The 12503-nt window shown below is 31.6% G+C and carries 15 protein-coding genes; all 15 read right to left on the bottom strand.

All coding sequences use genetic code 11. The features are described from left to right. Window positions 1-8: 8 nt before the first annotated feature. Entirely contained in the window at window positions 9-1520 is a 1512-nt protein-coding gene (locus P2W65_RS09860; protein WP_289665246.1) for a helix-hairpin-helix domain-containing protein, read from the bottom strand. 2 nt (window positions 1521-1522) lie between these two features. Then, a complete protein-coding gene (locus P2W65_RS09855) occupies window positions 1523-2932 on the bottom strand; it encodes a PP2C family serine/threonine-protein phosphatase (protein ID WP_289665244.1) in 1410 nt (469 codons plus the stop codon). 5 nt (window positions 2933-2937) lie between these two features. Continuing rightward, the gene (locus tag P2W65_RS09850; RefSeq protein WP_289665242.1) at window positions 2938-3990 is read right to left on the bottom strand and encodes a TerY-C metal binding domain-containing protein; all 1053 of its coding nucleotides are present in this window, start codon (window positions 3988-3990) and stop codon (window positions 2938-2940) included. A gap of 249 nt (window positions 3991-4239) precedes the next feature. Further along, a complete protein-coding gene (locus P2W65_RS09845) occupies window positions 4240-4692 on the bottom strand; it encodes a hypothetical protein (RefSeq protein WP_289665240.1) in 453 nt (150 codons plus the stop codon). 16 nt (window positions 4693-4708) lie between these two features. Beyond that, window positions 4709-5344, bottom strand: a complete 636-nt coding sequence (locus P2W65_RS09840; RefSeq protein WP_289665239.1) for a vWA domain-containing protein — start codon at window positions 5342-5344, stop codon at window positions 4709-4711. A gap of 97 nt (window positions 5345-5441) precedes the next feature. Continuing rightward, window positions 5442-6080 carry a vWA domain-containing protein gene (locus tag P2W65_RS09835; RefSeq protein ID WP_289665237.1) on the bottom strand — a complete coding sequence of 213 codons (639 nt, stop codon included), beginning with the start codon at window positions 6078-6080 and terminating at the stop codon, window positions 5442-5444. Between the two features lie 12 nt (window positions 6081-6092). Beyond that, window positions 6093-6509 carry a hypothetical protein gene (locus P2W65_RS09830; RefSeq protein WP_289665235.1) on the bottom strand — a complete coding sequence of 139 codons (417 nt, stop codon included), beginning with the start codon at window positions 6507-6509 and terminating at the stop codon, window positions 6093-6095. Further along, window positions 6509-7168: a TerD family protein gene (locus P2W65_RS09825; protein ID WP_289665233.1), complete on the bottom strand. Its 660-nt coding sequence runs from the start codon at window positions 7166-7168 to the stop codon at window positions 6509-6511. Before P2W65_RS09825 ends, P2W65_RS09830 begins: the two co-directional genes overlap by 1 nt. Before the next feature lie 18 nt (window positions 7169-7186). Next, the gene (locus tag P2W65_RS09820) at window positions 7187-7738 is read right to left on the bottom strand and encodes a TerD family protein (RefSeq protein ID WP_289665231.1); all 552 of its coding nucleotides are present in this window, start codon (window positions 7736-7738) and stop codon (window positions 7187-7189) included. 9 nt (window positions 7739-7747) lie between these two features. Then, entirely contained in the window at window positions 7748-8713 is a 966-nt protein-coding gene (locus P2W65_RS09815; RefSeq protein WP_289665230.1) for a hypothetical protein, read from the bottom strand. A gap of 35 nt (window positions 8714-8748) precedes the next feature. Then, window positions 8749-9834 carry a toxic anion resistance protein gene (locus P2W65_RS09810; RefSeq protein ID WP_289665229.1) on the bottom strand — a complete coding sequence of 362 codons (1086 nt, stop codon included), beginning with the start codon at window positions 9832-9834 and terminating at the stop codon, window positions 8749-8751. Window positions 9835-9840: 6 nt separating this feature from the next. Next, window positions 9841-10449, bottom strand: a complete 609-nt coding sequence (locus P2W65_RS09805; RefSeq protein ID WP_289665227.1) for a TerD family protein — start codon at window positions 10447-10449, stop codon at window positions 9841-9843. 6 nt (window positions 10450-10455) lie between these two features. Continuing rightward, complete coding sequence (locus P2W65_RS09800; RefSeq protein WP_289665225.1) at window positions 10456-11010, bottom strand: TerD family protein; 555 nt, start codon at window positions 11008-11010, stop codon at window positions 10456-10458. Window positions 11011-11013: 3 nt separating this feature from the next. Continuing rightward, window positions 11014-11820 (bottom strand): phosphoribosyltransferase family protein, encoded by an 807-nt coding sequence (locus P2W65_RS09795; protein WP_289665223.1) that lies wholly within the window; start codon window positions 11818-11820, stop codon window positions 11014-11016. Between the two features lie 2 nt (window positions 11821-11822). After that, the gene (locus tag P2W65_RS09790; protein ID WP_289665221.1) at window positions 11823-12488 is read right to left on the bottom strand and encodes an HAD family hydrolase; all 666 of its coding nucleotides are present in this window, start codon (window positions 12486-12488) and stop codon (window positions 11823-11825) included. Window positions 12489-12503 lie beyond the last annotated feature (15 nt).

Here is a 12503-nt window from a genome sequence, read left to right as displayed (position 1 = left end):
TTTTTAAATTATAAATTGGCCATTGTTACCATGATTACTCTTCCGCCTTCTTCATTTGAAAGCAATATTTTTTTTCCCTGATTAAGCTCTACCATTGTCCCAATCGGAATTTCTTTATCCTCGGTTAGATCTTTTAGCGAAGTCAGTTTTTGATTGACTAAAACCCATTTACCATTGAAAAAAGTAAAATACCCAACTGGAATTTTATGTTCTGGCGCCAGCTTTTCGTTTCTTACAATATTCCGATTAACATGCCATTGAAACAAATACTGATCGTTATAAACCATTAATCTATGATTCTCGGGTTTCCAAGTCGTTTCCTGAAACTGATAATACAAATCTAAAACTGGAAGTGTTCCTTGATGTGCTGTACCACAAAATGGACACTTTGGAGTATTTGTGTTATCAAAAACATACCATTTTTGTTCACATGTTGGATTATGGCATTTCTGCATTAAATCGGTCGTTTTCAACAATGCTATTTCCCATTCTTCTGCATTAGGACGCTGCATTGGATTGTGCAGTCCATCCACAAAAACTTTATCAAATAAAGTCTTTAAATAAGGCCCTGTTATAGTGTAAGGCAATTTGGTTATATCTGCCCAAGGCAAATCCCATTTAGAAATCTGATTAAGCTTTGGTCTATTTGCGTCATCTGTCGGATGTTCAATAAACATGGCCTTTTCTCCCATCGACAATAAATCATCTTTTTCGGTATCCAAATCATGTACTTTTCCTCCTTTTAACGGATGCCTGTGTAACAGAAACATGTAGATTAAAACTGGTAAAGCATGCAGATCTGTAAGCCTGTTTGGCAATTTTCTATTGGGATCATTTTTGTCTAAATGTTTGCTCGAAAGTACTTCGGGAGCAATAAATTCTGCTGTGCCAATTACTTCCGCTGGAAATAAACCAGGAACAACTAAGCCATCAAGATCTATCATACAGGCTGATCTTTCTATTGGATCTATCAATACATTATTATAAGATAAATCAGAATGAGCTAACCCCATAGCATGCATCTTTTTTACTCCTCTTGAAAGATTGACACAAACCTGAAAATAACTCAACCAATCACCTAATTCAGCATTAGCAATTCGAAGCGGAAAATGTGGATTTCTAAATTTTGGCCCCGCAAACCATTTTCCATTTTTTTCTTTACCCTTTATTAATTCACTAGTTTGATATCCTTTTCTAAAAAAGAATTTTGGCTTGTAAACAGGAACAATTATACCTGTTAGATTATTATATTCGATAACATCTGTTGGCCATCTAAAAACCTCATTTAAATAATATTCTCCAGCTTCTCCATTTTGGATTTGGGCATAATATTTATTGGTAATTTTCTGAAGTCTTTCTTTTTGATTAAAATCTAATTTATCTCTAAAAATAGCGACAACGTATTTTCTATCGGGACTAAAATAGACATCTTTGACACCTCCGCGCATTGGCTCACCGTTATCAACAAATTGATAGGTTTTTGAAGGATCATTTATTGATTTTACTGTAACTGTACTCATGTTTAGTAAATTATAGCAAGGGTTCTGTCATCGTGATTTCCTGGACTCCAAAAATCCATCCAAGTTGAAAGCTGTGACGCAATATCTTCATTTTCATTTTCAAAATCAACTTTTGATTCGTCTTCATTATTCCCTTTCAAATCTGATAGAAATTCATTCCATTTTTCTATTTTTTCTAAATTGGCTTCAACCACAAATTTAGGATCATAAATTCCATCTGTCATTAGCATTAAATACGAGAAATCATCTACTAATTTAAAGCCAAATCGTGAAGAAAGTTTATCACTCTGGAAAATTTCCGGCATGGTAATGAATCTTGTTCCTCCACCAAATTCACCAACATCTATAGTATTCATTAACGAAATTTCAGTTAAATCTTTGTTTAGTAAACCAATTGGACAATCTCCTACTCCAAAAGTCAAAACAGCATAACCGAAATTGTATTTTTTTACCAAAGTAAAAATTAAAGTGGCGTGAAATTTTTTCAGGTCTTCCTTATTCGCAATTGCAAATTCCTCAATTGTCTGATTTACAAAATGAGCTGCTTTTAATAACGTATTATAAACAAAATGGCTTATTTTTTTCGATGCTTCTGGATCTGATTTTTGGTAATAACTCAATAGGATTTCATCAAATTGTTTTAGATTTTCCTTATCAAGATTTTCTTCAAAATATTCAACTAAAGTATCACATGCCAGTTTTGAGCCTTTTCTTGACAAAGCCGACGAACCCGCTCCATCAGAAACTGCTAAAACACTCCATCCGTTAGCTGTGAAATTTTTGAAGGCAAAATCGTCTTCTCTAAAAGAGCCTACATTAGCATGACTGCGCCCACGTTTAGAAGCTACAACTATTTTCTTATCTAAGAAAAAACTAGAAATCGCAACATTATCTTCTTTTGCAAAAGGAGTATTTTGATCACTTTCTAAATTCTTCCAAAGGGATTTTGGATCAGGATTTACAATAACAATCATCACTTTCTCATTTAAAGATGTTTCTTCAGGTTCACCTTCAATTTTAAAAAAGAGTTTTATTTTTAAGTCCCCGCTTATTTTTGGAATACCAGAAAGCAGTTCTTTTTCAGTATCAAATGAAAGTCCAGTGTTTTCCAAATTTTGAATTTCATATGAAACAATATCATTCCATCCCAATTGGATAAAATCGATTTTTGCTTCGTATGCTTTGTTTACAGTACCATTTGGCAGAAAAACTGATCGATTCGTAATGTCATCAATTCGATTTATTAACTCCCAATTTTGCATAATTATTTGCTGTTTTTCTTTAATTATTTTTACTGCCGTTATATTCGTTTCATTCGCAATAAAATCTTCAAAAAGAGATTGTTTGCTTCTCGGAATATCGATTTTATTTTGAAATAAAAAAGACTGAAGATATCTTTTGGTCTCCTCCATGCGTATTATCCTTGTGCCCTGTTTACATCAAAACCTCCTTCTCCATATCCGTAAGAACCTTGATTATTACACCATGGACAAGTACTTATTTGTTCGTCTCCAATACAATGTATTTTTTCACAAACACAAACAGCAAAAGCGATTTGATTTCCACAACACGGACATGTTGGTGCACCAAATAACTCTTCTGTATTTACTTTATTATTAAAATTACTGTTGTCTGCCAATTCAAAATAATTGTTGTCCACTTGGTAAGCGCCAACCAATTTGTAATTTTTTGAAGCCAATTCAATACCTGCATAAACAGAAGATGCAATATTCTTGCGGTACTTCATCAAATAAGGTCTTTTTGTATTTTGACATTTTCCGCTTAAAACAACATAATTATCATCAACATATTGCTTATTTCGAGTCTCTTTAGTTAAGTCAATTTTAGAAAGTGTTTCTCCATCTAACTTTGCTAATTCAAAACCACTTGAATTATTTTCTACACTAATACTGCTTGTTTTAATAGAATCTGTCACCCATTTAAAAAACTCTTTATACGATTGTACACTGGTGTTTTTAAAATGAAGCACGTTTTCTGTCAATTCTCCTAAAAGCTTGGTATCTGTTTCATTTCCAAAAGAAACAGCAATTAAATTAGCCGTTCGTTGCCAATTATTTTTCCATTCATTTATCGCAGCTTGAGTATCATCTGTCGGAACTCCATCAGTAAATAAAAATACTATTGGTTTCCAATCTCCTTTTACCTCATAAGTCGTTTTTACAATATTACTTCTTAATTCGTACATCAAATGTCCTAATCCTTTACTCAATGATGTTCCGCTTCCTATTGGAAATTTAGGCGGATAAAAGCTCACTATTTCTTGTAGTGGCACCAATGTTTTAGGCTGACCTGCAAAAACGATAATCGAAACATAAACCGTTTCCAGAGCATGCGGATCAGTTTTTAATGCTTGAATTATAGTTGCCAATCCTTCTTCTACCTGTTGGATCGGTTCTCCAACCATTGACTCAGAAATATCAATTAAAAAATATATTGGTAATCTTCTCATTTTAAAGAAATTTTAATAGCATTAAAAAAACAATTAATAGTATAATCTGTGTCATATCGACTGCAAGTCCAATACCTACCTGAAAAGGTTTCACAAAGGATTTTAGGAAATTAAATATGGGAGAAAATATACTATTGAAAAAATCAAAAACCGTTTTATATTGAGGATTTAATTTATCTTTATATGGCAATAATTTTGAATATAAAAACAGACCAACAATTAGAACATTTATAAATATTTTAGCTAACATCATTTTGAAAGAGCGGCTAATAATTCCATAGAAATAGCTTTGAAAGCCTGTTTCTCATCAGAATTTTTAGTTGGACATCCATAAATAGCAACTCCATTGTTAGGTTCCATAAAATTTATAGAGAATGAAGCTCCATAACATTTATTTCCTCCATTGAATGGTATACTATGCATAACTTTTACATAAGCACAATTTCTACGAACAATTACGTGTAGAATATCAAATACTTTTCCTGTATAGTTTTGTTTTAAAACATGCCCTGCATTTTTAATATTAAACCCTTCAATACCTGTATTTTGATAACATGATGTAATATTATCAATGTCCATGGTTTCCAAAATTTCATCAGAGCTTAACTCTAGATTTTCAAGTTCATTTTCTTGTCCCTCCTGATAAGCTTCATCAATTGCAGTTGCGACATGAATTAGAACTTTAGAAAATGTAAATAGCATATGGAGTACTTTTAAATTAAATCACAACCGTTATTTCACTTGGCGGTGGAGGCAGTGTTACACTTTCTCCTGTTCCCTGACTTTTGTTGCCTTGCTCGATAGTTTCTGAGACCCATTTAAAAAACTGTTTCAAAGTCGAACTATCTGCAGAGTCTAAATGAACTACATTGTCTGTAAGTTCTTTTAAAATACTGTCATTTGCCATGTGACCTGCAGCGCAACCTACCACAGCACCAAAATTTAATGCTTTTACTTCTTGAATTTTTTCTCTATAAAATTGAATATCTGAAGGTTTACCATCTGTAAAAACAAAAAGCAATGGTTTCCAGTCTCCTTTTTGAGTTGTAGATCCTGATATCACTTCTTTTTTTACTTTTTGAATAACAAAATCCAATCCTGCACCTGTATTTGTGGGGCCGCTTTGTGGACAAGTTATTTCTGGAAGCTGAAAATGAACCAATTCTGTCAAAGGAACGATTTCTTTTACTTCTCTGTCAAAAGTTATAATACTTATCCAAAGCGAATCTAGCGCCTGTGCATCTGACCTCAAAGTATTAATCATACCACTCAAAGCATTATTAAGTGCCTGAATTGGTTCGCCATACATTGATCCGGATGTATCTAATAAAAAATATACTGGTAATCTTCTCATATAACTTTTAAAAACAAGTAAACAATCAATTAATCCTAAATTATTTTACAACAGCTCTTCTTGATTTTTATAAAAAAGGAACTCCTCCAGCTTGAAACTAAACTACAATGTTTAATTCAGATGGCGGAGGAGGTAACTCTTTTACATTTGTAAACTCTCTGCCTAAATCTTCAATCTTAGTTGAAGTTACTCCAATTGAAGCTGTAACCCATTGGAAAAATTTTCCAATACTTGAACTGTCTGCATTTTCAAGACTTACTACAGTATCTGTTATTTGTTTCAACACATTGGTATCTGCACCTGCTCCGGCCGCACAGGCAACTGTAAAAGCTACCTTTACTTTTTTAAATTCTGCAAGACCACTTTCCCAGTTATCAGTCGGAATTCCATCAGTCATAATAAATACAAGTGGTTTCCAGTCTCCTTTTTGCTCTGTTGTTGTTTTAGCAACTTCAGTTTCTATCTTACTTGCTGTTAATTTCAATGCATCGCCTAGAGCAGTAACTCCAGTTGCCTTGAGATCAACCATTTGAAAAGATGCCAAATCTGTTAATGGAATAATTTGTTGTGCAGTCGTATCAAAAGTAATCACGCTTAAATAAGCCGTTTCAATCGCTTGCGGATTTTGGCGTAATGAACTAATCATCATTTGTACACCATTTTTAACAGCTTCGATGGGTTCACCAGTCATTGAACCAGATGTGTCTAATAGTAAGTATACGGGCAGTCTTCTCATGGTAGAATTGTTTTACACAGGAATATTATAAGTTGGAGTATCAGAAGTGTTGTTATTTCGTTGGTTAGAACTTTCAACACCATTTATATTATAACTACTTGTATCTGCCTCGGGGTCATGCTGTGTTAAATGACTCATAACAATATCTGTTAGATCTTTTCCTCCTACCACATGATGATACGCAGAGCCAATTGTATAAATTGGTCCCCAAGGAATTCCCCACCAGCCGATTACTAAATTCAGCAGTGCATATCCATATGAGTATTTAAAAGTGCTTTCGTCAGGTCTGATAAAATAAATATCAGAACTTCTTTTTAAAGTCATTACTACAAATGAAATTGTATATGGAAAAACAACAAATTTTCCACCTTGCCCAACTAGGTCTCTAACTTGAGAAACTCTTAGTCCTTCAATGTTTTTGATTTGCATTAAAGGTAAGATTGAACAATTTTATGAATAGTCTGACCTAAGAATGTATCATCTGTTGGATCTCCAATTGCACTAAACTTCCACTCTCCGTTACGTTTATACAATTTCGCCATGATGATCGAACGTTTGTTTACGTATTGACTTTCTGCAGCTACGTTATAAGAAGCAAACTCAGAAACCACTCTTGTTGGAGTACCTTCATACATTCTGATTTTTGCATAAGGAATTTGAGAAAAATCCTCTTTACCAGCATTATTTAAAAAGAAAAATATCTGACTTACTTTAGCATCAACTTTAGAAAGGTCAACTGTAATAATTTCATTATCTAAACCATCATCTCCGCCTGTATCACCTGCCAGATCATCTCCAGTATGTCTTAAAGCACCATCAACACTTACTAATTTCCCTTTTGGCAAACCAAATTGCTGTAATACTTCTACTCTGTATAGAGGAGAATATAAATGATCACAAATTTTATTTTGATCATCAATCAAAATACAGCTTAAATCTAAATCAATCTCTACTACATTTTTTGATAATCCTAAGAAACCTTTTGTTTCGATTGCTCCCCAGTTTACTCCAATACAGAAATTGGTTAATGTTTCACCAGTTGTTTTTCTTAAATCAATTTTTTGACCTTTGGTTAAGTTAATTGCCATTTGAGTTAATGTTTTAAATTAATTATATTTATTTAAGTAATCTTGTAAACCGCCCTTCATTCCAATACCAACAGCTTCGAACTTCCACTCCTCATTTCTCTTGTAAATTCTTCCAAATTCAACAGCAGTTTCTATCGAAAAGTCTTCATCTAGTTCATACTTTACCAACTCAACATTAGATTCATCTAAAATTCTAATGAATGAATTTCTGATTTGTCCAAAATTTTGCCTTTTTGTATCTGCATGGTGAATTGTAACCACAAACGAAATTTCGTTAACATCTGATGAGATTTTAGATAAGTCAATGTAGATTTTCTCATCGTCACCATCACCATCACCGGTTAAATTATCACCTGCATGAATAACTGCTTGATCTGGAGATTTTAAATTATTGTAATAAATAAAATGATTGTCATTTGGAATTTTTCCATTTGCACCAACTAAAAAAACTGAAGCATCCAAATCAAAACTTGATCCAGTGTTACTTGAATTGCTATCCCATCCTAATCCTACAGTAAATTTAGGAGCAGCTATACTTTGTCTCTGTCCTTTTTCTAAGTTAATTGCCATTTTATTTTTTTAATTAATATTAATATTCAACATTGTTTTTAAGATATTAGTCTGTTCGTCAACATTCTGTAATTCATCCAGAAAATCAACAGATGAAATCTTCTCAAGATATTCTTTTAACACTTCTAAAACATTTTCAGGCAGCGTTGTTTTTATAGTACTAAGCTCATTTTTTAGTTCGGCATTTTTATTCTTCAATCCTTTTATAATAATTTGCTTTGAAGAATCATTTTTTGAGAGATCAATTCCCTTTACCACTTCTTCATTTAGAAAATAAAATGATTTTTCGTTAGCTACAAAAACAAATTTATCATTAGAATCTCTGAACTCATAAATCTCTATTATCTCATTATTACAAACTAATCCACACGAAAACTTAATTTTAAAATTTAAGATGTTTAATCGACCTAAAAGCTTTGTTTCGAATTTTGCATGAGCATTTTCATAAACACTTTTGTTAAACTGTGAAAGCTTTTCATATTGATCAATTGTTATTTCTCTGTAATATTCTGCCTGAATGCTTTGTGAAAAAGTCAGCAGATCATTCCAATTAAAAAAAACATCTTTTTCTGAAACAAATAATTGATAGAGCTCTTCTATCTTTTTTGACATATTCTGTGCATGCAATTGCAGTAATTTTGCCAGTTTTGTTTCTCCTATTTCCTGCTTTAATTTGACTAAAATATCCTCGTTGATGTATATTTCATCAGAGATTAAAACATACTGCTGTTCTTTTGATTTTTTGATTTTCTGAAACAATGCAATAAGACTATCAGTATACTGAATATGAAAGAGTTCCAGTTTATTTATATCTAATATTCTATTATTTTGAAAGAGCTTATGAATGATTTTTGTCCTTACCAGAACCCCGACAAGATCCTTGTGATTAAAGAAATTGGATAACAATTCTAAAATCACTAATTTTCTATTACTCTCTTTTATTATCTGAAGATATCGATCCTCTTCTTCTTGCATTTATATTGTTTCAAAAAAATTATTTCCTCAATAGTCTAGCTTACAACGCCTTTTTTCAATTCTTGCTCTAGACTTTGTAAACCTGCATCAAGCTGTCTTCTGGTTTCTGTACCTTGCTCGTGAATTTGTTTTACTTCTGTCAGCGTATCAATTAAAGATTTTGTTGTCATTTTAAGAGTTTCCAGAGAAACGATTGTATTTTCATTTTCTTTGGCCACTTCGATACTATTTTGTTTTAGCATTTCAGCATTCTTTTGTAAAATAGTATTCGTTGTTTCTGATACTCTTCTTTGTACTTCAATATTTTGTTTTTGTCTTTGTAAAGCAACAGCTAGCGTCAGCTGATTTTTCCAAACAGGCAATGTTGTAGTCAAAATCGACTGCGCTTTCTCTGCAATCGAAGTATTGTTATTCTGAACTACTCTAATTTGCGCCAAAGATTGCAGCATAATAAAACGTACAATTTTCATATCAGCAAGACGCTTGTCTAATCGATTTATGAAAGTTCTTTTATCAGAAATTTGATAATCCTGATATTGCGCACTATTGCCTTCCATCACAGCAAGTTCTTCGTTCAATTCTTTAAAACGAATCTGCCCCGCAATAATGTGCTTTTCCATTTCTTTGATAAGATTCACATTTCCGTCAAACATAGTTTGAAGAGCGCTGTTATCTTTTACAGAATTGATCATTCCAGCTTTTACTTTATTACTGATTTTTTCAATATTTACAGTAATTCTGTCATATTCCTGAAATAGCTTTTTTACATCTGTTATCAGTTTATTGAGCAATGGTATTTTTGAAAGAAATCTTTTAAATGGACTTTGATCTAATTGATCAACGTCTACATAATTTAATTCCGTTAATAGATCATTAATCAAAGTTCCTACTTCTCCAGAATTATAGGTTCTTACATTGGTTAAGAAACTATCACTTTGTTTTGCTATAGAGTTTTGAATATCGGCACCATAATTAAGAATCGAATTGGCATCGTTCTCATTTAATTGATTAGAAATACTCTTATAACTGTTTATTTCTGCTTCCGAAATTGAAGTTAAATTTACATTTCCATCTTTATCAATCAAAGCAGTATTCTCCTGAGTAACTAATTGATTTTCCATAAGTATTTATAGATAATTCTGTTGAATTGTAACAATTGTCTGTTCTAGTTTTTTATCGTTTGTCGGTACACCAACTGCGTTAAATTTCCATTCGTCGTTTCTTTTGTAAAAAACACCTAAAACCATAGATACATTTCCTGCAAAAGAAGCATCGTTTGCAACATCATAACGTGCAAATTCCTGACTCACTCTGGTTGGAGTTCCTTCATATATTCTGATTGATGCAAAAGGAATATCTTTAAAGTCCTGGCCTCTAAAACTATTTATGAAAAATGCCACATAACTGGCTGCCGGCGTTAATTGAGAAAAATCTAAAGTAATAACTTCATTATCTAGACCATCGTCACCGTTTAAATCTCCAGTTAAATCATCTCCACTATGTTTGATTGCGCGATCATTAGAAATGAGTTTTCTAAAATTTACCGAATCAATATGATTTTTTTTATCGTCATAAATCGCACAGCTAGCATCTAAATCAACTGGTTCTTTTTTAGTTCCAAATAATCCTTTTTTCTCTATTGCTCCCCAATTTACACCAACGCAAATATTTACTAATTTTGAACCATTACTTTTTTCAAGATTAATACGCTGTCCTTTTTCTAAATTAATTGCCATCTATAATTAATTGTATTTATTTAAATAATCTTCTAATCCGCCTTTCATACCAACTCCCATCGCTTCAAATTTCCACTGGCCATCTTTATTGTAAATTCTTCCAAATTCAACTGCGGTTTCTATTGAGAAATCTTCTTCCAATTCATACTTAACCATTTCGGCATTATTAGAATCATCAACGATACGGATGAATGAATTTCTAACTTGTCCAAAATTTTGTCTCCTTCCTTCAGCATCATGAATTGTCACTACGATACAGATTTCTTTTACGGCACTATTAATTTTAGTTAAATCTATTTTAATTTGTTCGTCATCTCCATCTCCATCACCTGTTAGATTATCTCCAGTATGTATAACAGACTCATCTGGAGCTTTTAGATTATTATAGAAGATAAAATGAGAATCAGATAATATTTTTCCGTTTTCCCCCACAATAAAAGCTGAGGCATCAAGGTCAAAACTAGAACCTGTACTGCTGTTATTTGTGTCCCATCCTAAACCAATTGTAAATTTGGGTGCATTAATATTTTCTCTTTGTCCTTTCTGCAAATTAATAGCCATAATCTAATCTATTTTTATGATGTTAATATTGTTTTTATATTCTAAAATCTGGTGGTAATTATTACTGATTGCTAGATGAAATAATTCATTGCTTTTTTTTCTAGAAATGTTCGAAATTAAGTATGCAAACTGTTTATCATCGAGGCTCAATATGAACTTCACAATTCTTGTATTGTATTGGAAGTCTTCACTATTCACTATAGAAACAATATCTTCTACATTTTTTACTGCAAAATAGTTATAATGATTTTCAATTTTTGGATGAATTTCTTTGTTTACGAGTTCACCATAATAAACAAAAATAAAATCACCCTGAACATTATATTGATCCAAAATCTTATTTACCGTATGCTCGTGACTTCCCGTTATCTTAATATCATCCACAAAAATGCATATCTTACCTTCAATAAAATTGCGATCAATATAATAAGTGTCATTCGATATCAATTTTACTCTTTGTTCAAAATCTAAGTTACCATAATCAGTAACGTAAGTCTGATTTCTATAAATTTTAGATTCGATACAAGCTTTTTTACCATTTTTAAATAAAAAACTGTTCAGCTCCTTTTTAAAATAGTAACATAAAAAATTTGATGCAGTAGGAATTGATAAATAAGGACTTGGCAGAATAACAATATCTTTATCAGATAAAATTAAATCTTTATGCTCTTCAACAAATCCATCGAATAGATCCTCTGCAAATTTCTCTGCGTAGAATTTATCTCCAAATTTAAATCTGCTGTATTCTGCCTCTTTAAAAGGACAAATATCTTGGTCTATAATTTTGTGTAAGCTATAACTCTTATTCACGTTTATATTTTTAGTAAATGTGCATTAAATCCAAACTGTATTGCTCCATTGTAATCTGCAATACAATTGTCGCCTATATGCAAAACATTTTTTTTATTTATCTTTTTATATTTATTAATTTCATCAAATACAAGCTGAAAAATCGCTGGATTTGGTTTTGAAAACCCTACTTCATCTGAATAGATTTGAAATTTAAAATAATCTGCTAGTTCATAATGTTCAAGCAGTTTTCTTAAAACCTGACCTTTAATAAATGCAGTATTACTTAAAATACTTATCGATTTATCTTGAACTGTTATTTCTTTAAATAGATTTTGTATGTCTGGATAAATTAAAACCGGCTTATATTTCAAAAACAATTCTTCAGTATGTTTGTAGAATTCCAATAAACTTCCTGTATCATTTCTCTCAAAATCAACATCTAGAGCACTTAAAATCAAATAATAGATTTCGTATGTATCAATATTTAATCCCGTTTTTTCATTAATATTATTACACAAAACATCATAATATCGAACAACTTCATTTACTTTTTCAATTCCGTGCTCTATTTCAAAAAACTCTTTAAATAATAAGTTTCTTTTTTGCTTAAACTCTGGATTTGATTTTATTAATGTAAGCCACAAATCGAACGAAAGATGGCTGTAATTTTCATAATTTATTTCCAAAAGGACTAGATTTAA

The sequence above is a fragment of the Flavobacterium panacagri genome (assembly GCF_030378165.1).
Classification (GTDB): domain Bacteria; phylum Bacteroidota; class Bacteroidia; order Flavobacteriales; family Flavobacteriaceae; genus Flavobacterium; species Flavobacterium panacagri.
This window is presented reverse-complemented; position numbering and strand designations above follow the sequence as displayed.